Raw genomic sequence first — 22,427 nt, 5'->3', positions numbered from 1 at the left:
CGGCGACGCGCTGACGCTCACCGCGCGGCTCGGCGACGGATCGGCGCTGCCGGCCTGGCTGGTGTTTGTCGCCGGCCGCTTCACCGGCACGCCGCCGGCGAACTTCAACGGCGCCTTCGATATCGAGGTCATCGCCAGCGACGGTCTGGCGAGCGTGTCGGACATCTTCCGTCTGACGATCAGCGCCGAGAACGACCCGCCGGTGCTGCTCGCGCCGCTCGCCGACATCGTCTCCGCGGAAGACCAGCCGATCGACATCGCGCTGCCGGCCGGCACCTTCGCCGACGTGGACGGCGATGGCCTGACCCTCTCCGCCACCCTCGCCAACGGCGCGGCTCTGCCGGCATGGCTGAGCTTCGACGGCGCGCGGTTCACCGGCACGCCTCCGGTCGACTTCCACGGCGTGCTCGACCTTCGTGTCGTCGCCAGCGACGGCGCGCTCAGCGTCAGCGACGTCTTCCGCCTGACCATCGACCCGGTCAACGACCGGCCGACGCTGGTCGCGGCGCTGGTCGATGTCGCCGGCGACGAGGATGTCGCGATCGACGTCGCCCTGCCGGCCGGTGCGTTCGCCGATGTCGACGGGGATGCGCTGACGCTCAGCGCGCGGCTCGCCGGAGGGGCATCGCTGCCGGCCTGGCTGGTCTTTGTCGCCGGCCGCTTCACCGGCACGCCGCCGGCGGACTTCCATGGCGCGCTCGACATCGAGGTCACCGCCAGCGACGGCACGCTCTCCGTGGCGGACGTCTTCCGTCTCACGATACGGCCGGTCAACGATGCGCCGGTGACCCTCGTCCCGCTCGCCGACGCGGTCAGCGAAGAGGATCGGGCGATCGACCTTGTCGTCCCCGCCGGCACCTTTACCGACGTCGACGGCGATGCGCTCATCCTGTCCGCCACGCTCGCCGGCGGTGCCGCCCTCCCGACGTGGCTGGCGTTCGACGGCACCCGCTTCACCGGCACGCCGCCGGCCGACTTCAACGGCGCGCTCGACGTGGTCGTGACGGCGAGCGACGGCAGCCTCTCGGCGTCGAGCACGTTCCGGCTGACCATCACGGCGGTCAACGACGCGCCGGTAACGGCCGCGCTCCTCCCGGACCGGCGGGCGCTCGAGGATCTTCCGATCGACATCCCGCTTCCCGCGGGGAGCTTCAGCGACGTCGACGGAGACTCGCTCGTCCTGGCGGCGACGCTGGCGGACGGCGGCGCGCTGCCCGGCTGGCTGTCGTTCGACGGCACCCGCTTCACCGGGACGCCGCCCGCGAACTTCAACGGCGCTCTCGACATTCGGGTCACCGCCAGCGACGGCGCCCTCAGCGCCAGCGACGTCTTCCGGCTGACGATCGACCCGGTCAACGACCGTCCGACGCTGCAGGCGGCGCTGGCCGACGCGCAGGGGCCGGAGGACGTCGCGGTCGACGTGCTCGTCCCGATCGCCAGCTTCCATGATGTCGACGGCGACGCGCTGACGCTCTCCGCCCGGCTCGCCGACGGCCGCGCCCTGCCGGCGTGGCTGAGCTTCGACGGCGCGCGGTTCACCGGAACGCCGCCGGCCAATTTCAACGGCTTCCTCGACATCGAAGTGCTCGCCAGCGACGGTGCGCTCACCGTCGGCGACCTGTTCCGGCTGACGATCACGCCGGTGAACGATCCGCCGGTGGTGGTCGCGCCGCTCGCCGACGCGGTCGCTGCCGAGGATCGCGCGATCGACATCGCGGTCCCGATCGGCACCTTCGCCGATGCCGACGGGGATGCGCTGACCCTCAGCGCGCTGATGGCCGACGGACGGCCGCTCCCCGCCTGGCTCACCTTCGCCAACGGCCGCCTGGCCGGCACGCCGCCGGCGGATTTCAACGGCACGCTCGATCTCGCCATCTCGGCGAGCGACGGTCAGGTTTCGGCGACGGACACGTTCCGCCTCACCATCCTGGCGGTGAACGACGCGCCGCGGCTCGGCAGACTGCTCGCCGACGTGCGGCGGCCCGAGGACAGCGCGATCGACTTCGCGCTTCCGGCGGACGCGTTCACGACGTCGACGGCGATGCGCTGACGCTGAGCGCGCGGCTCGGCAACGGTTATGCCCTGCCGTCCTGGCTCAAGTTCGAAAGCGGCCGCTTCACCGGCACCCCGCCGGCGAACTTCAACGGCACGATCGTCCTCGAGGTCTTCGCCAGCGACGGGCTGCTCTCCGCCTCGCAGAGCTTCCGGTTGATCCTGGATCCGGTGAACGATGCGCCGACCATCGGGGCCGCGATGGCCGATCTCGTCCGGCCGGGCGGCTTCGCCTTCACCGTCCCGGTGCCCGTGGGCACGTTCGTGGACGTCGACGGCGATCCGCTCACGCTCAGCGCGCGTCTCGCCGGCGGCAACCCGCTGCCCGCCTGGCTTCAGTTCGACGGCACCCGGTTCAGCGGCAATCCGCCGCGGAGCCTGGCCGCCACTTATGCCATCGAGCTCGTCGCCAGCGACGGCACGCTGGCGGTCACCGACACTTTCGCTTTGCAGATCACGCCGACCAACTCGGCGCCGACGGTGGGAAGCGCGATCGGCACGGTGACGATTGACGAGGACGTCGCGGTCAATTTCGCCATCCCGGCGGGCGCCTTCGTCGATCCGGACGGCGACACTCTGGCGCTGAGCGCGACGCTCGCCGACGGCAGCGCGCTGCCCACGTGGCTCCGCCTCGAGGGACAGAGGCTGGTCGGAACGCCGCCGCTCAACCAGTCGGGCCGCTTCGCCATCCGCCTCTCGGCGAGCGACGGCGAGTTCACCGCCACCCAGGCGTTCGACCTGGTGGTGAGACCGGTGAACGACGCGCCGACCGCGGGCGCGGACGGCCTGTTCATGGTGAAGGGGGGCGACGTCCTCACCATCGCCGCGGCCGAGCTGCTGCTCAACGACAGCGACGTCGAGGGCGACGCGTTGCGTATCCTCTCGGTCGCCAACGGCACAAACGGGCTGGCGCGCCTCGCGTCGACCGGCGAGGTCGTCTACACCCCCGACCTCAATTTCACCGGCGAGGACCGCTTCCAGTACACGATCACCGACGGCGCGCTGACCAGCACCGCCTGGGTCACGATCAAGGTCAGCAATCCCTTCGACGGGTGGCTGCAGGGAAGCGGCGGCTCCGACCAGCTGAAGGGCAACATGTCGAGCCCCAACGAGATCTTCGGCGGGGCAGGGGACGATCACATCAAGGGCGGCAAGCTCAGCGACAAGCTGGCTGGCGGCGACGGCAATGATCACCTGCAGGGCATGCAGGGCGACGACACGCTCTACGGCATGGCCGGCAACGACAAGCTCAACGGCGGCGACGGCTTCGACACGGCCGTGCTCGCCGGCGACCGGGCGACCTACGTGCTGACCACCGCCAATGGCGAGCTCTACCTGAGGGATCTCGATCCGGTCGCGAACGGCAACGACGGGATCGATACCCTGGTCGGGATCGAGCGGCTGCAGTTCCGCGGCGGCGAGACCCTGTCGATCGCCTCCCCGATCGTGCTCGATCTCGACGGAGACGGCACCGAGCTGGTCAGCGCCAGCGAGAGCAATGCGCGGTTCGACATGGACGGCGACGGCAAGGCCGACGACACCAGCTGGATCGGCAGCGGCGACGCGATCCTGTTCCTCGACCGCGACGGCAACGGCACGGTGAGCAATGCCCGCGAGTTCAGCTTCGTCGGCGACGCCGAGAACGCGCGCTCCGATCTCGAGGGCCTGCGCGCGTTCGACAGCAACGGCGACGGCAGGCTCTCCTCGGTCGATGCGCGGTTCGGCGATTTCCGCCTCTGGCAGGACCGCAATGGCGACGGCGTCGCGGCGGCGACGGAGATCACCACCCTCGCCACCTCGGGCGTCGTCGCAATCTCGCTCTCCGGAACCGCGACCAACGTCACGGCGCGGGCGGGAGACGCAGTCGCGATCAACACCGGCCAGTTCACGCGGGCAAACGGCAGCAACGGCATGCTGTCCGACGCGGCGCTGACCTTCTTCTCGGGCTCGGCCGCGGTGCGCAGCATCGAGGTCCGCGCCCGCGCCTTCGCCAAGAAGGACGAGAAGTACCAGATCGTCGCGCAGGGCGGGCAGCTGTTCGTCACGCTCCGCAAGGCGAAGGGCAGCCTTGATCCGGTGTCCGGGCAGATCGACGCGGCGACGGTGATGCGCTTCAAGGACAAGACCGTCGGGATGCTCGCGCCGGTGATCCTCGATCTCGACGGCGACGGCATCGAGATGGTCAAGCGCGACAAATCGGACGCGCGCTACGACATGGACGGAGACGGCAGCCGCGATGACACCGGCTGGATCGGCAAGGGTGACGGCTTCTTGGTGATCGACCGCAACAACGACGGCCTGATCACCGGCGCCAACGAGCTCAGCTTCCTTGCCGAGAAGCCCGGCGCACGCAGCGACCTCGATGCGCTCGGCGCACTCGACTCGAACGGCGACCGCAAGCTCGATGCGGCCGACCTGCGCTTCGGCGAGCTGAAGGTCTGGGTCGACTCGAACCGCAACGGCGTGACCGACGGCGGCGAGCTCAGGACCCTGCAGGCGCTCAACATCGCCTCGATCAGCCTCTCGGCGCGGGCGACGGAGCAGACCGGCAAGATCGGCGACAACATGCTGGTCGCCACCGGCAGCTTCACCCTGGGCGACGGCACCGTTCGCAGCCTCGGCGACGCCGCGCTTGCCTTCCGGCCGAGCGGAGCGTCTTCGGGCGCGTCGGGCGGCCTGCGCTCCACGCTCGAACTGTTCAAGGATCTTCGCGGCGACGACGGGCTGCTGACCGCGCTGCGGGCAGGGCTGGACGACCAGGGCCTCGGCGGCGCGGCGGGTCTGGCGACGGCGGCCGATCCGTTCGCCCTGTTCGACGCGATGCCGGCGAGCGCGGACGCGGCCGGATCGGCCCAGCGGCGCCAGGACATCCCGGCGATGCTCGCGCCGGCCGAGGACGAGGGGCTCGCCGCCATTGCGGAAGCGGGGACCGACAGCCGCATCTCGGCGATGGTCCAGGCGATCGCGTCGTTCGGCGGACGGCGGGGGGAGGGCGACTCGCTGTCCCGTCACACCGAGACGCAAAGGTTCGACTTCTTCGCCTGACGGGAAGGGGATCTAGCGCCGCGGCTGTGCGAACAGACCGACGAGATCGCCCTTGGCGAGGACATGGCCCTTCATCGCCGCGAGCAGCGCCTCACGGTTCGACCCGGCGGCGAGCGCCGGGGCCGTGTCGAGGGCGAAGAGCTGGAAATGGTAATGGTGCGGCCTGGCTCCATGCGGCCGCGGGCCGAAATAGCCGGCGCGCCCGCGCGTGTTGCGCCCCTCACGCAGTCCCGTCGGCGCCGCGTCGGCGACGCCCTCGGGGAGCTGCCGCAGCGTCGGAGCGATGCCCCAGGCGAGCCAGTGGATGAACGGCCTCGCCGACACCGCATCGGGGTCCTCCATGATCAGCACCAGGCTGCGGGTCCCCTCCGGAGGAGCGGACCAGGCGAGCGGAGGCGAGATCCCGTCGCCATAGGCGCTGTAGCGCAACGGGATGAGCGCCCCGGCGGAAAAGGCCGGCGAGCTGACCTGCAGCTGCGCCGCCGCAGCCGTTTCGCCGCGCTGCGCCGCAAGCACGGTGCGCTGCGCACCGGCGCTGCCCGCATCGGAGCAGGCAAGCGCGAACAGGCAGAATGCGAGGACCATCCGTCTCATCGCCGACGCTCCCGGCCAGGGCCGGCATCATAACGCAGAAGCGGGCGACGGAGGAGGGCTCAGCTTGGCCTCGTGATCACCGCGCCCACCGCCGCGATCCTCTCCACATCGGCATAAGCCGGCTCGTCCAGCTCCTCCCCGAAGATGTCCGGATCGAGCTCGGCGTAGCGGATCGTGCAGCCGAGGGCAGGCAGACGCGCCTCGAGGGCCGCGCGCAGCCCGTCCTCGCCGTCGACGATGGCGACGCCGGTGTAGAGCAGGAAGCGGCCGCCCGGGGCCAGCCGCTCGGCGGCGGACAGCGCCCATTGCAGCGACAGCTCCGCCCCGTGCATGCCGCCGCCGTGGCGATAGGCCCGCGCCTCCGCGTCCATGATGAAGGGCGGGTTGGCGAGGATCAGGTCCAGCGCTCCTTCCACCCCCTCCAGCCCCGAGCCGAGGACCGTCTCGATCGCGGCTCCGGCATGGGCGGCGTTGACGGCGGCAAGCCGGAGCGCGTCAGGATTGATGTCGGTGACGGTCACGCGCGCCTCGGGGAAGCGTCGCGCGGCGACCAGCGCGCCCGCGCCGGTGCCGCCGCCTATGTCGACGATGCGGCGGGGCGGCGGCGCGTCCTCGAGCTCCGACGCGATGAAGCGGGCGAAGCGGTAGGTGTCGGGGCCGAAGAAGACGGAATGCGCATCGTCGGTCGGGTAAGCGGAATGGATGAGCAGCAGGTCGTCGAGCGAGGAGACGCGGATGCCGCTCTTGAGCATCTCGCCGGGCAGGCGCTCGAGGCGACCGGCACGCTCGAGCATGGCCAGCATTGCCGCGGGCAAAGTGTCCCGCCGGAACGGCCTGCTCCATCCGAAAACGTCGCGAAGGTCGCGGGCCTCGCGTCCGCCGTCGCGCCGCAGGATGCGGGCGTGGGTCGCCGGCGTCACCGCGGTGAAGCGATAGTTGGTGTCGCGCAGCGCCGCGAGGATCTGCAGCAGATGATCGGCGACGGGGCCGTCGAACATGGAGGCTCCTCGTTGGAGGGGTTGGCAGGGGGGACAAAGCGCTGCGGGGAGGGGGGTTCCGTCGCGTCAGGCGGAGGCCAGGCGCGACCGAAGGATGCGGGAAGACGGCTTGGCATCCGCGGCCGCGAGGCTGTAACCGGTTCCGAAACCGGCGCGGGGCGCGGGAGGAGACTGACGAATGAACGACACCGGACCCGGCGAGCCGCTGCGCAAGATCACGATTGTGGGGGGCGGCACCGCAGGCTGGATGACCGCGGCCGTTCTGTCCCGCTGGCTCAGCCAGGTCGAGATCAAGCTGATCGAGTCCGATGCGATCGGCACGATCGGCGTCGGCGAGGCGACGATCCCGCACATCCGCAACTATTTCGCGCTCGCCGATATCGACGTGGCGAAGATGATCGACGCCGCGAAGGCGACCTTCAAGCTCGGCATCCAGTTCGTCGACTGGGGGGCGCCGGGAGAGACCTATTTCCACGGCTTCGGCAGGATCGGGCGCGACATGCTGTGGCTCCACACCCACCAATTGTGGCTGGCCGCGCGCGAACGCGCGCCGGGCTCGGTGAAAGACTTCGATCGATATTCGATCAGCGCCCAGGCGGCGCTTCGCAACAGGTTCATGTTCCCCGACCCGCGCGATCGCACCTCGCCGCTCGCCGACTATGAATACGCCTATCAGTTCGACGCCTCCCTGTTCGCGCGGCTGCTGCGGGAGGAGAGCGAGGCGCGGGGCGTGGAGAGGATCGAAGGCCGGATCGTCGAGGTCCGCCGCAATTCGGAGACCGGCTTCGTCGAGCAGCTGCGACTGGAGGACGGCCGCGAGGTCGACGGCGAGCTGTTCGTCGACTGCTCGGGCATGCGGGCGCTGCTGATCGGCGAGGCGCTCGGCGTCGGCTACGACCATTGGGATCGCTGGCTGCTGTGTGACCGCGCCATGGCGGTGCCGTGCGAAAGCGTGGCGCCGCTGACTCCTTATACGCGCTCGACCGCCAAGCGGGCCGGCTGGCAGTGGCGAATCCCGCTGCAGCACCGGATCGGCAACGGCTACGTCTACAATTCCGGCATGATCGGCGACGACGAAGTCGCCGACGCGCTGCTCGCCAGCCTCGACGGGACCCCGACCGCCGACCCGCGGCCGGTGCGGTTCGCGCCGGGGCGCAGGCTCAAGGCGTGGGAGAAGAACGTCGTCGCCGTCGGGCTCTCGTCCGGCTTTCTCGAGCCGCTGGAATCGACCAGCATCCACCTGATCCAGACGGCGATCCAGCGCCTGCTCGCCTTGTTCCCGGCACGTGGCCTCTGCGCCCCCGACATCGACGAGTACAACCGCCAGTCGCGCGACGAATATGAAGACGTGCGCGACTTCGTCATCGCCCATTACAAGGTGACCCGCCGCAGCGGCGATCCCTTCTGGGACCATGTCAGGACGATGGACGTGCCCGACAGCCTGGCCGAGCGGCTCGAGCTGTTCCGCTCGTCGGGCCGATTCTTCAAGCACGGCGCAGCCGAGCTGTTCGCCGAGGAGAGCTGGGTGCAGGTCCTGATCGGCCAGGGCTTCGAAGCGCGCGCCGACCCGGTGACGCGCTTCGTCGGGACGGAGGATCTGGTCCACTATCTCGACGACATGGCGGCGGTGATGTCCGACGTCGCCGGACGAATGCCGGAGCATGCCGCCTTCCTCTCGCGACTGCCGGCGAGCGGTGCCGGCCGCGGTGCGTCTGCGGGTGGGCCGCCGAAGATCGACCTCGGCTTCGAGGCGGCGCGCCGCTGAGACGCGCCGGAGCGTGACTCTCCGGCCACAGGGCCGCGTAAACGGTTTCATTCCGCTGAGTCGGCTGATTGACAGGACGAAACGAACGCGCTTTTCGTGTGCGCGAGACCAGTCATAACGACGCTCGTTCCGGAGTGTAACCGGTTACGGGGTCGCGGGGAGGAAAGAAGTGAATCAAGTCCACGCCAAACGCTCGCCTTTCGCATTCGGCATCTCGGCCGCGGCCGTCGCCGTCGCGCTCGTTGCGGCCACGCCGGCGATGGCGCAAACCGCCGGCACAATCCGCGGCGAGCACGGCCAGCCGGGCGAGACCGTCACCGTCACCGACACGGTGACCGGACGCAGCGTCACCGCCACCGTCAACGAGGACGGAACCTTCGTCGTCGTCGGTCTTCGTCCGAGCACCTATCGCGTCGAGGGCAGCGGCCTCGCCGAGGACGTCACCGTTCCGGTCGGCCAGATCGTGACGATCGATGCGGCGCCGGCCGCCGAGGTGTCGCCGGACACCGGCGGCGAGATCATCGTCCAGGGCCGCCGCGACCGCACCGAGGTCCGCACCGCCACCGTCACCACCAACGTCTCGCAGGCGCAGATCGAGAATCTGCCGCAGAACGACCGCAACTTCCTGAACTTCGCGGCGCTCGCCCCGGGCGTCAGCGTCTCGCCGTCGGGCGGCGACAAGCGCGTCCAGGCCGGCGCGGTCAGCGGCGACCAGGTGAACGTGTTCATCGACGGCCTCAGCCTCAAGAACCCGGTCAACCACGGCGGCGTCGCCGGCCAGAACTTCTCGCAGGGTAACCCCTTCCCGCAGCTGGCGGTGCAGGAGTTCAAGGTCGACACCCAGAACTTCAAGGCCGAGTACGAGCAGGCCGGTTCGGCGATCATCACCGCCGTCACCAAGACCGGCGGCACCGAGTTCCACGGCGACGTCTTCGGCCAGTTCCAGCCGAAGTCGTTCATCGGCCGTCCGTTCTTCGATCGTCCGGGCAACGCCAACAACCTCGACGGCAGCAAGCTGAAGCCGGATTACAAGCGCTGGCAGTTCGGCGGCGATCTCGGCGGGCCGATCATCCCGGAGAAGCTCCACTTCTTCGTCGCCTATGAGGGCACCCGCCAGAAAGACCCGTCGACCAGCGTCAACCTGGGCCGCGGTGTTGCAGCCTCGATCTCGAACGAGTTCAACGGCAGCTTCCCGGTGAGCTTCAACCAGGACCTGTATTTCGGCAAGCTGAGCCTGTTCGCGACGCCTGACGACACGATCGACGCCAGCGCGTTCATCCGCAAGGAGCAGAACCTGCGCGACTTCGGCGGCATCGCCGTCTCGACCCACGGGCACGACATCACCAGCAACGGCGAGCTCTACCAGCTCGAGTGGGATCACCGCGGCGACAATTGGCTCAACGAGCTGACCCTCGCCTACAACACCTTCTCCAACGGCACGCCGCGGATCAGCGACGGACCGGAGATCGTGCTGACCTGCGTCGAGCCGACGGCGGCGGAAGCGGCCGCCGGCGCGATCTGCGGACCGCGCAACGACATCAATGCGCGGAGTGCCGAGCTCGGTGCCCATCCGTTCGTCCAGAACGATCGCCAGGAGACCTGGACGATCAAGAACAACGCGACGTTCGATCGCGGCGATCACATCATCAAGGCCGGCGGCCGCGTGACGTTCAACAAATACTCGCGGCTCGAGGACTTCCGCAGCAACGCGACCTATTTCTTCAGGGCCGATCAATATACCGGCTTCGAGACCTCCACTCCCTATGAGGCGGCGATCTCGACGATCTCGGTCGAGGCTGCGACGGCGAAGAACACCCAGTTCGGCCTGTTCATCCAGGACGACTGGACGCCGAACGATCACTGGACTGTGAACGCCGGCATCCGTTGGGACTATGAGACCAACGCCAAGAACGAGAATTTCGTCACCCCGGCCAACATCGTCAACGCGCTGCGCGCCTATCCGGGCTGGCAGGCGGCCGGGATCAATCCCGACGACTACATCTCGACGGGCAAGAACCGGAAGCCGTACTGGAAGGCGTTCCAGCCGCGTCTCGGCGTCGCGTACGACGTCTACGGGGATCGGGACCTGATCCTGTTCGCCGGCGCCGGCCGCTATTACGACCGTCCGCTGTTCCTCACCGCGGGCATCGAGACGATCAAGGCGCTGTACCAGTCGGTCTCGACGGTGCAGGCGGCGCCCGGGCAGCCGATCCCGAAGGACGTCGAGGCGCTCCGCGCGGCCGCGATCGCCCAGGGCCTGCGCGGCGACGTGTGGCTGCTCAACAACGACACCAAGCTGCCGTATTCCGATCAGTTCAACGTCGGCGTCCGCAAGCGCTTCGGCCAGTGGAACACGTCGCTGACGCTGAGCCACATCCGCAGCCACAACATCTTCCAATATGTCCGTGGCAACCGGAACCCCGACGGCAGCTATCCGACCACGTCGGCCACCGGTGAGTTCATCATCCAGGACAACTTCCCGACCGCCGGCGACCTGCCCGGCTTCGACGGCAAGCTGAACATCGGCGCGAACGAGGGCGAGTCCCGCTATTGGGGCGTCTTCGTCCAGGCCGACAAGCCGTACACCCGTCAGTCGGGCTGGGGCGTCACCTCGACCTTCACCTGGCAGCGGCCGCGGACCAACGTCGGCACCGAGCTCTACGCCGACGAGTTCTTCGCCGGTCCGGACCAGAACCAGTTCGGCTGGAACTACTCGCAGGGCGTCGAGAAGTACCGCTTCGTCGGCACCGGCATCGTCGGCCTGCCGCTCGACTTCACGCTCTCGGGCACGCTGACGCTCACCTCGGGTCCGTCGTTCGGCAGCGTCATCTTCTATCCGGATGGCGGCGTGTTCAACGGCTCGGGCGTCTACTTCCCGGAGAAGACCTTCGCCTACAAGTCGCTCGACCTGCGTCTCGCCAAGTCGTTCAAGACGCCGTGGGGCCATGAGGCGACCGTCGACTTCCAGGTCTACAACGTGTTCGACTGGGTGAACCGGAACTACACGACCTGGGGCTCGGGCAACGGCATCAACCCGCCGCTGAAGAACGACAACGACGGCACCGTCGGCCGCGCGCGCAGCTTCCAGGCGGGCCTGAAGTACAGCTTCTGATCCCCCGGATCGTCGGCTGAAGAGAGGGGGAAGGGGGCTCCGGCTTCCCTTCCCCTTGTCGCATGAGGAGCAGCGCATGACGCCCCGGCGCATTCACGTCGGCACCTCCAACACGCCGGTCGTCATCATCGACGGCTTCGGCGGTTCGCTGGCGCAGACGCGTGCCCTGGCCGACGCGCTCAAGCCCTACCCGCCCGCGTCGAACTATTATCCCGGGCTCCGGCGGGTGATCGCCGAGGAGGACGCGCCGGCCCATGACTATGTCGTCCGCACGCTCGAGGCGGCCGCGCCGTTCGTCGGCGGCGGCTTCGACATGGACGGCTTCGACCTGATCGAGGCGAGCTTCTCGATCGTCACGGCGCCGCCCAGCAGCTTGAACCCGCTCCAGCGGGCGCCGCATTTCGACACGACCGATCCGAAGCAACTCGCCGTGCTCCACTATCTCAGCGACACGCCGGGCACCGGCACCGCCTTCTTCCGCCAGCGCTCGACCGGGATCGAGCGGGTGAGCGAGACGAACGTCGCAGAGTTCGTCGCCGCGGCGCGGCGCGAGAGCGTCGGCCTGTCTGGCTATATCCAGGGTTCCAACGCCCCGTTCGAGCAGATCGGCCTGGTCGAGGCGCTTCCCGACCGGCTGATCATCTATCCCAGCTGCCTTCTTCATTCCGGCATCATTCCGCCGGACATGCCGCTCAGCGACGATCCGCGACGCGGCCGTCTCACCGCCAACATCTTCATCCGTGGACACTGACAAGATGCCGAAACTCGCGTTCCTCGCCGCCACCGCCGCCGCCGCCGCCGTCCTGGCGGGCTCTTCCGCGATCGCCCAGGCGCCCGGGAAGAAGACCTACATCAACCCGATCGACATCGATTACCGGTACAATTTCGAGCAGATCAATGACAACGCCTCTTACCGCACCGGCGCCGATCCGGCGATCGTCCAGCACAAGGGGGCCTATTACATGTTCCAGACGCTGGCGGACGGCTATTGGCGCTCGACCGACCTGGTCGACTGGCAGTTCATCACGCCGAGCCGCTGGCCGTTCGACAGCATCGTCGCGCCGGCCGCCTGGTCCGACGGCGAGAAGATCGTGCTCCAGCCCTCGATGATGGAGCCGGAAGCGATCCTCTCCACGACTTCGCCGGAGACCGGGAAGCTCGATTTCCTGGTCCGCCGCATGCCGCCGCTGCCCGGCTCCGTGAACAAGGGCCCAGAGGAGATGAAGGAGGGCGAGATCCCGCCCGGACCGTGGGACCCGGCCCTGTTCAAGGACGATGACGGTCAGTGGTACATGTATTGGGGATCGTCCAACGTCTTCCCGCTCTACGGCAGCAAGATCGCCTTCCAGGACGGCAGGTTGATCTACCAGGGCACGCCGAAGCCGATGCTGAACATGGACCCGTCAAAGCACGGCTGGGAACGGTTCGGCCAGGATCATTGCGCCTGCTGGGGGCCCGGCCGGCCAAGCCCCTCCTACATGGAGGGCGCCTGGATGACGAAGGTGAACGGGCGTTACTACCTTCAGTACGGGGCGCCCGGATCCGAGTTCAACGCTTACGCCAACGGCACCTATGTCTCGGACTCGCCGCTCGGCCCGTTCGAATACGCCGGCTGGAACCCGGTGGCCTACCGCCCCGGCGGCTTCGCCCAGGGTGTCGGCCACGGCTCGACCTTCCAGGACGTCCACGGAAACTGGTGGAACAGCGGCACCTCCTGGGTCGGCTACAATTGGGGCATGGAGCGCAGGATCGTGATGTATCCGGCGAAGTTCGAGAAGGACGGGCAGTTCAGCGCCTCGACCCGCTTCGGCGATTTCCCTCATTATGCGCCGACGACGAAGGTCGAGGATCCGGAGAGCCTGTTCACCGGCTGGATGCTCCTCTCCTATCGCAAGACGGCAACCGCCTCCTCGACCACGGGCGAGTTCGCGGCGGCCAACGCCACCGACGAGAATCCGCGCACCTTCTGGGTGGCGGGCGCCAACAGGCCGGGCGAGACGCTGACGCTGGACCTGCGGGCGGAGAAGACGCTCCGCGCCGTCCAGGTCAATTATGCCGACTACAAGTCCGGCATCTACGCGGACGGTCCGGAGGTCTATACCGAGTTCGAGCTCCAGTCCTCGTCCGACGGACGAACCTGGGCGCCGCTCGCCCGCACCGAGGCACCGCGTCGCGACCGGCCGAACGCCTATTTCGAGCTGCCGGCGCCGGTGAAGGCGCGCTACGTGCGCTACGTCCACGGCCATGTCGGCGCGGCCAATCTGGCGATCGCCGACATCCGCGTGTTCGGCTCGGCCGGCGGCAAGGCGCCGGCGCGGTCGAGCGTCACCGAGGCCCGTCGGCACGGCGACGAGCGCGATGCGACGATCCGGTGGAAGCCGGTGAAGGGCGCCGTCGGCTACAACGTCCTGTGGGGCGTCCGCCCCGACCGACTGACGCTCAGCTATCAGCGCTGGGCGGAGCAGGGAGCCGAGCTCGAGCTGCGCGCGCTCAACGTCGGCGAGCCTTATTGGGTCGCCGTCGAGGCGTTCAACGAGAGCGGCGTCTCGAGGCGCAGCGCACCGGTGCGGATCCGCTAAGCCGGCGGCATCTCCATCCTCCCCTGCAAGGGGAGGGGGACCACCGAAGGCTGGTGGAGGGGTATCAGCGTGCGTGCCAGACGCGGATTGGCCGCGATCGCATCGAGCGCTGATACCCTCTTACGCGCTTCGCGCGCCACCTCTTCTCAACGGGGAGGGTGGCCAGAGATCCGCAGGTTCGCAGCGAGCGCGCGCCGGGTGGTTGCACTCGGCGCCGTCACCTCGATCCCGAACGCCCGACCGAAGCTCTGTTCCATCAGATAGAGGAAGGTCTCCTGGGCGTCGGGACGGTCCAGACGATGGCCGGAGCGGGGATCGACGTAGAGGCGGACGGGCTTGCCGAGCCGCTTCAGCCGCGCGGCATAATCGAGCACACTGCGCACCGGCACGGTCTCGTCCGCACCGCCTGCGACGATGAGCAACGGGCGGGAAAGCCGTCGCGCGTTAGCGACGGGAGACTGGGCGCGGAGCCGCGCGATGGCGGCGCGGTCGGCGGGATCGAGGCCGAGAAACGGAAGGGTGACGGCGAGCGGAATGCCGTTCGCGGCGCCGCGCGGCGGCCTGCCGATCTGCCAGGCGATGTTCCAGCCGAAATCGGGAGGCGGCATCGCGGCGACGCCGATTTTGAACAGGTCCGGCTGGAAGGTGAGGCCGAGCAAAGTGGCATAGCCGCCGAACGAGACTCCGGTGATCGCCACCCGCCGGGGATCCCCCACCCCCTGCGCCAGGAGGAAGCGGGTGCCTTCGACGATGTCCTGCTGCACGCGGCCGTTGCCGAAATCGCTGCCGCCGGCGGCGGTGTAGGCGCGGCCGAAGCCCATCGAGCCGCGGAAGGCGGGCTCGAAGACGGCATAGCCGCGGTTGGCGAGGACCTGGGTCATCCGAACGAAGCCGGGCGGCAGCTTCGCCCAGGGGCCGCCGTGCACCGCGACCACGAGGGGAACGCGGCGCAGGTCTCGTCCGGGCGGGATGGAAATGAAACCGTGGAGCGTGAGGCCGTCCGACGCCCGGTAATCGAACGGGATCCGGCGAGCGGCGGCCGCTTCGGGCACCTGCCGTGCCTTGAGCTGTTCCTCGGCGAGAATCTCCCGTGTCGCGCCGGTCGCAGGATCGTAGAGGTGCCAGCGCGGGTGCTGGAGCCGGTCCCCCGTCTCGGCGACGAGCCAGCGCGCGCCCGGGCCGCGCCCCACGGTCAGGTGAAGATCGCGCGCTCCGAACCGTGCGCGGAGCGCCTGGAGGTGATGCGCTGCGTCGCCGGAGAGCGCAACAAGCGAGGCCGTGGTGCTGCGGTAGGCGGCGAAGAGGGCGCGACCGGTGGCGGGATCGAGCACCGCCTCGTCGAGATCGGCCTCGGCATCGCCGTTCACCTCGCGCACGCGGCCCTGGCGATCGAGCAAGGCCAGGCGCTTACGTCCGGCGCCGACGTCGCCGGCGAGGAGCGACTCGCCGGCCGCCGGGCTCGAGAGCAGACCGCACGTCGCGAGCCGCTCGCAGCGCAGCACTTCTCGCGCCGGCGCGCCGCCGCCGACGCGGCGGATGGAGAAATGATCGGGTTCGACGATCCGCACGAAAGCGGGGCGGCCATCGCGGCCCAGCGCCACGTCGGCGATCTCCCGGCCGGCGTGCAGCAGGAGCTCGGGCCGCCGGCCCGGCACGAAGCGGAGCAGCCGCCAGGAGGCGATGCGCGACGATCCGGGTCGGAAGACGCGCTCCCGGACCAGCATGGCGGCGGGAACGATCGGATCGGCGCCGAGCACGTCGCGCCCGCTTTCGCGGCCAAGCAGCGTCATCATGCCGGATCCACGCGCGCTCCGCAGTGGGAGGGCGGAGAGGCCGCGCCCGGATTCGAGGAAGAGCCATTCTCCGTCCGCCGACCAGTATAGCGTCGCTGCGTCCGTGCTGCGCAGCAGCCGGCGGGCAGCGCCGCCGCCGGCCTCCAGCAGCCACAGGCCGTTCCCTCCCGCCTGGCCTCTGGGCGGGACGCGCAGATAGGCAACGGCCTTCCCTTTGGGCGACAAGCGGAAGTCGGCGAGGCTCGACGGCGCGAGGAATGCGTCGCGCGGCAGCACCGGTGCAGCGGCCCGTGCACGCTCCGCCGCGAGCTGCGGGGCGAGCGCCGCCGGGGCCGCGCCGGCGCCGGAGCTAGCGAAGAGGAACGTCAGGCAAAGGAGGGGCACCAGCCCCGTTCGAAGGGTCTGCATGGTGGATCCTGGAAAAAATGAGGCAGGAGCGCTGAAGGCGCCGCGATCATTCCGCCTGTCGTCGCGGATGGAAGAGCCAGAGGCTGATCAGCGCGGGCAGGCCGATCGCTCCGGCGGCAAGCGTCCAGCCCACCCGCTCGCGGCCCGGGAGCGCCACCCGGCGGGTCCACCACCAGGCGGCGGTGAGCGAGCCGAGGCAGAGGGCGAGGGCAAGAGCCCAGATCGACGGCGGCGTCGGCGCCGAGGCTGCCGCGGTAAGCGGCGTCCGCGGCGCGAAGAGGTTCAGCATCGCATGACGAACCATGTTCATCGCGGGCGAGAGCCATCGATCGCGAAAGCGGGAGAGCAGGGGAAAATCCGATTTCAACGGGCGTGCGCCGACTGCAATCGCGCGTCCCTGCGAGTCGACGCGCAGGATCGTCTGGAACGGAGCGGCGGCGCCGTCCGGATTGCCGCGGCCATAAGCGAAGGAGACGAGGTGCGCGTCGAGCAGCTCCACGATGTCGGCGCGTTCGAGATCGCCGATCGGACCGGGGAGGGGCGCCCGCCAGCGCGCAGGGAAGGCGGCGTCTCCTTCCTCCAGCACCTGGGCGTCGTAGAGGTAGAGCGCCTTGTCGCTGAGGATCGCCACGGCATCGCCGACCGGCACCGGCGCCGCCGCGATCGTCTCTCCCGCCGGAAGGGCGAGGCGCCGGACGATGCGGCCGATCTCGGGATCGAAGCGGACCAGGCGACCGGCATCGACCATCACGCCTTCGCCGAGGCTGACCGGCGGCCGCTGGAAGCGTGCACCGCTCTCGCCGAGGCCGAGGCTCCCGCGCGGCGCTCCGTCGATCGTGCCCCGACCCTCGAAGCGCATGCTGTCGTGGCTGAAGGTCCAGTGCACCTGATGCTCTTCATCCTCGAACTCGATCGGCACGCTGTTGGTGAGCTCGCCGCGCACAGGGAGCTGATCGAAGCCGGGCTGGATCCGGAAGGCATCGGATATGCTCACCTGCTCCCGCCAGAGCGGCGCTTCGGGAGAGCGGCTGGCGGCAAGTCCCGCGACGACGAGATCCGGGCCTTCGGCGCGGCTAGCCTCGACCAGCCCCCCGCGCGGCGGAACGCTGTTCAGCGGGTGCGTGCCCGACATGATCCATCCGAGCTGAAAGAGGATGTCGCCGGCGGTGAGCAGGACGAGGTAAAGCGCGAGCTGGACCGGAAGGGCGGTGAGGATGAGGGGGAGAGGCCGCTCCGGAATGCGGCCTGGATCCGGCCGGAACGCGGTGACCAGCAGATAGAGCAGCCATGCGACGACCAGCACCTGGATCGCGATCGCGCCGATCCCGACCGCGTTCGAGAATGGGAGCATGGCGGGGAGGATCAGAACGAGCGGGGCATAGCGGCGCACGCCGACCATCGCGTAGGCGCCGGCCAGATAGCCGGCCATGGCGCTGAGCAGCGCGGCGAGCGGCAACAGCCAGTGGCGGACGTCGACGACGCGCGCGCTCATCCATTCCTGGCCGGCGAGCATGATCAGCATCGGAAGGACCAGCGCGACGGTGAGGAGCAGGGCGCCCGCGCCGGCCAGAGCGAGCGCGATCCGCGCCGGCGGCAGCGGGCGGTGGAGCAGGTTCAGCCAACGGTTCGGCCGCCGGTAGCTTCCCATCTGGTAGAGGCCGAGGAGCAGGCCCGCCAGCGCGTAGGCGGCCGCGACGGCCTGGACGATCATCGGCGGCTGCTGGAGCAGGTCCACCATCCGGCCGTAGAAAGCGATCACGCCGAGATGGAGCAGGGCGACGGTCGCGGCGAGGGCACGGAAGCGCAGCCATTCCGCCTTGAGGAGATCGAGCATGAGGATGGACCTTCTGAAGGCTCAGCGCGGCGCGGCGTGGTGCTGCCCGAGGATGGCGTTGACCGCCTCGTCGAGCCCCACCGGCTGATCGATGATGTTGCGCGCCCCCGCGGCGCGGAGGAAATCGGCGAAGCCGTCCCCCTGATCGAGGACGAGATAATGATGGAGGCCGTCGATCCTCTGGACCTGGAGGAGCCCGGGAACGCTCGCCGGATCGGGGCCCTTGAAGGGCACGTCGGCGACGAAGTGGCGGACGCGGGCGCAGAAATCCTCGGGCGGAGACATGTTGCGGAGCCGGCCGCGCTCGAGGATGATCAGATTGTCGGCGAGCCGCTCGATCTCCTCCATCTGGTGCGAGCAATAAACGATCGTGCAGGCTTCGGTGGCCTGGCTGTACATCAGCGATTCCATGAAAGCGCGCTTGGCGACGACATCGAGGCCGAGGGTGGGCTCGTCGAGGATCAGCAGCTCGGGACCCTGGGCGAGCGCGAGAGCGAGGTTGAACCCGGCGCGCTCGCCGCGCGACAATTGGCCGACCTTCTGGCCGGGATCAACGTTGTAGCTGCCGATCACCGTCTCGAAGACCGGCTGGTTCCACGCCGGATAGAGCCTGCGCTGCATCGCGGTGACCGTCCCGACCTTCATCCAGTCGGGGAGGCTGTGCTCCTCGTTGACGAAGCCGACACGCCGCCGATCATCGGCGGTCAGGCAGCGGCTGTCGCGGCCGAGCAGCCGCGCGGTGCCGCCGCTCGCGCCGAGGAAGCCGAGCAGAATGCGGAACAGGGTCGATTTGCCCGCGCCGTTGGCGCCGACGATGGCGTGGATGCCGCCGCGCGGAAGGCGGAGATCCAGCCGGTCGAGAACGGTCTTGCCGCCATAGCTCTTGGTGAGGCCGATGGTCTCGACGACGAACTCGGCGCCGGACGGTGCGGACACCGGGGCCTCGGGTGCGCTGGGGAGGAGGCGGATCACGCGCGCTTCCTCGGCATCAGCGCCTCGATCTCGGCTTCGAGCCGGTCGCTGGCCTCGGGCAAAGCATAGCCCAGGGCGATGACGTCGTTGATGAAGCGGCTCATCGCCTCCTCCAGCCGCCGTTCCCGCTCCTCGTCGCTGAGGCGCTGGCGCGGCACGGCGACGAAGAGGCCCAGGCCCTGCCGCGACTCCAGCCAGCCTTCGCCGGTGAGTTCCGAATAGGCCTTGGCGACCGTGTTCGGATTGATCCGCAGCTGTTGGGCGAGGCCACGCACCGAGGGGATCTGCCGGCCGGGCATGAGCTCGCCGGTGGCGATCTTCATGCGGATCGAATCGACGATCTGCTTGCTGATCGAGCGGCTGTCGCCTGTGGCGATCTGGATGAGAAGAGGTTGAACCCGCATCGTCTGTGTTCCTTCTGTACTACGACACATAGTACAGTTGGCACAGCGAGTCCAGCACGTCTTCAGACCTTCACGGCGGCCCGCCCAGCATTGGCGGGGCTCGCACGGTCGAGCGGCGTAGCGGGCTCGGCGACGATATCGCTTCCTGTTGCAGCGGCGGGGGGCTAGTCTCGCTCGCGGGGAGGACCAGCCATGCGCCTGCGATCGATCGTGCCCGCCTTGCTCCTGACCGTGTCCGGCGCTGCCGGCGCGCAGGCCTTCCAGGATCCGGCGGCGCGCGCCGCCGCCCAGGCCGAGGCGATGAAGCCGCTGGCATGCTGGACGGAGCCTGGCGCGGACCGGCGTGGAGCCTGCAGCCCTCGCCTGACGGACCGCCGAAACGCATCGATCTGACCCAGACCGAACGCGTCGGCTCGCTGCTCGGCGGTACGGTGAAGCTGGTCGAGGGGCGCGGCTATGCCGCGGATGGAACCACCGCGTTCAACGCGCTCGGCGTCATCTCCTACGATCCCGCCACCAGGGCCTATGCGATGCAGGCCAATGCGATGGGCTCGTCGGGCACCTTTCCGATTTCGGTCTCCGCCACCGGTTTCGCCTGGGAGATACCGGCAGGGCCGGACGCCAGAGTGCGCTACACCGCCACGATTGCCGGTGGCGAGTGGCACGAGATCGGCGAATATGTCGCGGGCGACCGGCCGCCGGTAAAGGTGTTCGAGATGCGGTTGAAGAGAGTCGGATCAACCGACTGGCCCGCCGCCGGAGCAGTTTTGCCGCGCTGAGCGGCCGATTGCGGCGCATTTGGATCAGCCACCGGCGGGGAGGGCCTTGGTAGCTGTCTGACGGCGTCTCGGCCGGGAGGCGGTGCCCACGCGTGCTTCGAGAGCATCGAGCCGTGCTGTGATGGCGGCGATCGCTGCCCGGTTCGCGCGGCCCCACTGCTCGCGCCGCTCGACGATCCGAATGGCGCGTGCGATCGCATCGGCAGCGTCGGACAGTGCCTCGCGCTCGTCGGCGTCCGGGAGGGTGCCGTCCGGCCGCAGCCCCACGAGCAGCCACCCGAGCGCGCCGTCCTCACTGTGGCGAACGCGAAGCGGCACGCGCAGCGGAAAGACGCGATCGTCAAATATCAATTCGCAGCCTGCCGCAGGGTCGAGGCTCGCGCTGCTGCGCCAGGTGGCGACCGTATCCGGATCGGTGCCATGAACGGCGGCGACGTCGCCCCCCAGCAAGATTGCGGCGGAGCCGGCATTGGCGCCCTTCGCGGCGCGCGCGGTGATCTCGTCGAGCAGCTCCGCCAAGGTGCAGGTCTCCCGCAGATCGTCGACACACGCCGGCAGATCGCGGCGCAGCGACAGAAGCCGCTGGCGGAAGCGGCGCTCCGCCCAGGTCTGAAGGCGTGCGTTCAACGGGTGGATGAGCATGACCACCAGCCCTGCGGCGGCGACGGCCGGCAGCGCGCCGGCGCGCTCCCCGAAATAGCTGTCGACCAATACCTCCGCGCCCTTCGCGGTGGCGGCGAACACCGCCGCGAGCAGAAGCGTCAGCATCGCCACGGCTGCCGAACGGCTGATCGCCAGATCGGCGTCGTAGAGGCGAAAACGAAGGGTCGAGACGATGAGCCCCGCAACCGAAAGCGCGGCCATGATGCCAATCAGAAGCTCGACGAGGATCGCTGCGGCGAGGCTGGCGACCGGTCGATGCGCCAGAAACACCTTTTCGACCAGCGTCACCAGGAAAAGGACGATCAACATCGCCGGCCCCGCCACGAACCCCAAGAAGGTCCAGCGCAGCTGCTGGCGCTCGAGCCCCGCCGGAGTGCGACGATAACGCGATCTCAGCCCGGAGATGACGAGCGCTGCGGACGCGAGCCAGCAGAGAGCGATCAGCGGACCCGTCGTCGAGCTTCTCCCCAGTTCGAGCACGAGCTGGACGGCTCCCAGCAGCAGCACGAGCAGCGCGAGCCATCGGGTCCGGAGAGGTTCGAACCGCCCGCTCGGGAACAGAAGCAGTGCGAGCGAGAAGCCGGTCCAGCTGATCACCGAGAGCACCGACCCCACCGCCTGCAGCCGCAACCATTCCCAAGTCACCGCCGCGTTCCAGACCGAGGCGCTCATCAACAGGAGCAGCGAGGAGAGCAACGCGGCCATTGCCTCTCGGCGCCGAGGAAAGAGCAAGGCAGCGGCGAGAATCATGCACAGCGACGGGCCGAGGCTGGCGACGAGCAGCATGGCACGCAAAATGGTCCCGAGCGATCCGGCGCGGTCGAGGAGGGCCTGGATGTTTGCGCTTCGACGGAGGAGGCGATGCTTGCGCTCGGCTCCGGACGCCCCGCGCACGGTGAGCTCGATCTCTGTTCCTTCCGGCTTCTCCAATCGATTGCGCGTCTCCACGCTGGCGCCGCGCCGGACCTGCCAGCCCTCGATCGCAACAACCATGTCGCCGGGGCGAATCCCGGCGGCGCGGGCCTCGTCGCCCCAGACGAGCGTGACGGGATGCGGGGCCTGCCGCGCGTTCACCGACAGGCCCAGCGGCTCCCATCCTTCCAAGGAGGGCTGCATGCCTTTGATCCAGGTCGACGCGACCGGCACCGCGACAGCAAGGACCAACAGCAGCAGCCAGAGAACGGTGTAGGCGGTCAGCCAGCGGCCGAGCAGCGGGGGCAGGGGTCTTTCCCACCATGCGCCTGGCCCCTCGCGTTCGACCGGCCCCTGTTCCGCAAAGCCGAAGGTCGCCATCGCTCTCTCCCCCCTGGCCGGGAGGATGCAACGGCGGCGCATCTCAGGAAAGCGCTTTGTTGACAGCGTTCTGGGCACCACCTCGACCGCCGCGTCCGACGCGTAGGCGCTCGTCATCGGCGCGGTTCAGACGATC

General features: G+C 69.1%; 14 protein-coding genes and 1 pseudogene. 8 read left to right on the top strand and 7 right to left on the bottom strand.

Going from position 1 to position 22,427, the window contains the following annotated elements; translation table 11 throughout:
• The 3 genes and pseudogenes from E2493_RS21845 to E2493_RS13105 form a co-directional block, all read left to right on the top strand.
• On the top strand, positions 1–2,050 hold a 2,050-nt coding region (locus tag E2493_RS21845), incomplete at its 5' end, for a putative Ig domain-containing protein (protein WP_135087485.1).
• A pseudogene (locus E2493_RS22250) lies at positions 2,047–2,190 on the top strand (putative Ig domain-containing protein); the annotation flags it as partial. The gene E2493_RS21845 and the pseudogene E2493_RS22250, both read left to right, overlap by 4 nt.
• 33 nt (positions 2,191–2,223) lie before the next feature.
• On the top strand, positions 2,224–5,097 hold the full coding sequence (locus tag E2493_RS13105; RefSeq protein WP_263854089.1) for a tandem-95 repeat protein: 2,874 nt from the start codon (positions 2,224–2,226) through the stop codon (positions 5,095–5,097).
• A 12-nt stretch (positions 5,098–5,109) separates the two neighbouring features.
• Here the strand turns inward: E2493_RS13105 and E2493_RS13100 are convergent, their stop codons facing one another.
• Both E2493_RS13100 and E2493_RS13095 read right to left on the bottom strand, forming a co-directional pair.
• The gene (locus tag E2493_RS13100; protein ID WP_225421456.1) at positions 5,110–5,691 is read right to left on the bottom strand and encodes a YbhB/YbcL family Raf kinase inhibitor-like protein; all 582 of its coding nucleotides are present in this window, start codon (positions 5,689–5,691) and stop codon (positions 5,110–5,112) included.
• A gap of 59 nt (positions 5,692–5,750) precedes the next feature.
• Positions 5,751–6,689, bottom strand: a complete 939-nt coding sequence (locus E2493_RS13095; protein ID WP_135087481.1) for a methyltransferase — start codon at positions 6,687–6,689, stop codon at positions 5,751–5,753.
• 178 nt (positions 6,690–6,867) lie between these two features.
• Between E2493_RS13095 and E2493_RS13090 the strand changes: the two genes are divergently transcribed.
• From E2493_RS13090 to E2493_RS13075, 4 genes are all read left to right on the top strand, one after another.
• A complete protein-coding gene (locus tag E2493_RS13090; protein WP_135087479.1) occupies positions 6,868–8,454 on the top strand; it encodes a tryptophan halogenase family protein in 1,587 nt (528 codons plus the stop codon).
• 169 nt (positions 8,455–8,623) lie between these two features.
• The gene (locus tag E2493_RS13085) at positions 8,624–11,566 is read left to right on the top strand and encodes a TonB-dependent receptor (protein ID WP_225421455.1); all 2,943 of its coding nucleotides are present in this window, start codon (positions 8,624–8,626) and stop codon (positions 11,564–11,566) included.
• 76 nt (positions 11,567–11,642) lie between these two features.
• The gene (locus E2493_RS13080) at positions 11,643–12,317 is read left to right on the top strand and encodes a DUF6445 family protein (RefSeq protein ID WP_135087477.1); all 675 of its coding nucleotides are present in this window, start codon (positions 11,643–11,645) and stop codon (positions 12,315–12,317) included.
• A gap of 4 nt (positions 12,318–12,321) precedes the next feature.
• Entirely contained in the window at positions 12,322–14,145 is a 1,824-nt protein-coding gene (locus E2493_RS13075) for a discoidin domain-containing protein (protein ID WP_135087475.1), read from the top strand.
• 146 nt (positions 14,146–14,291) lie between these two features.
• On the opposite strand, the gene E2493_RS13070 is transcribed toward E2493_RS13075, so the two are convergent.
• Genes E2493_RS13070 through E2493_RS13055 form a run of 4 tightly spaced genes read right to left on the bottom strand, consistent with a single transcriptional unit; the run spans position 14,292 to position 19,556 of the window.
• Positions 14,292–16,346: a S9 family peptidase gene (locus tag E2493_RS13070; protein WP_135087473.1), complete on the bottom strand. Its 2,055-nt coding sequence runs from the start codon at positions 16,344–16,346 to the stop codon at positions 14,292–14,294.
• Between the two features lie 46 nt (positions 16,347–16,392).
• A complete protein-coding gene (locus tag E2493_RS13065; RefSeq protein ID WP_135087471.1) occupies positions 16,393–18,180 on the bottom strand; it encodes a hypothetical protein in 1,788 nt (595 codons plus the stop codon).
• A gap of 21 nt (positions 18,181–18,201) precedes the next feature.
• Positions 18,202–19,152 carry an ABC transporter ATP-binding protein gene (locus E2493_RS13060; RefSeq protein ID WP_225421454.1) on the bottom strand — a complete coding sequence of 317 codons (951 nt, stop codon included), beginning with the start codon at positions 19,150–19,152 and terminating at the stop codon, positions 18,202–18,204.
• A complete protein-coding gene (locus E2493_RS13055) occupies positions 19,149–19,556 on the bottom strand; it encodes a GntR family transcriptional regulator (protein ID WP_135087469.1) in 408 nt (135 codons plus the stop codon). The genes E2493_RS13060 and E2493_RS13055 overlap by 4 nt, the downstream gene beginning before the upstream one ends.
• 314 nt (positions 19,557–19,870) lie before the next feature.
• Between E2493_RS13055 and E2493_RS13050 the strand changes: the two genes are divergently transcribed.
• The gene (locus E2493_RS13050; RefSeq protein ID WP_225421453.1) at positions 19,871–20,335 is read left to right on the top strand and encodes a DUF1579 domain-containing protein; all 465 of its coding nucleotides are present in this window, start codon (positions 19,871–19,873) and stop codon (positions 20,333–20,335) included.
• A 24-nt stretch (positions 20,336–20,359) separates the two neighbouring features.
• On the opposite strand, the gene E2493_RS13045 is transcribed toward E2493_RS13050, so the two are convergent.
• Positions 20,360–22,291: a hypothetical protein gene (locus tag E2493_RS13045; protein ID WP_135087467.1), complete on the bottom strand. Its 1,932-nt coding sequence runs from the start codon at positions 22,289–22,291 to the stop codon at positions 20,360–20,362.
• Positions 22,292–22,427 lie beyond the last annotated feature (136 nt).

The organism is Sphingomonas parva (ex Maeng et al. 2020), from assembly GCF_004564275.1.
Taxonomy (GTDB): domain Bacteria; phylum Pseudomonadota; class Alphaproteobacteria; order Sphingomonadales; family Sphingomonadaceae; genus Allosphingosinicella; species Allosphingosinicella parva.
This window is presented reverse-complemented; position numbering and strand designations above follow the sequence as displayed.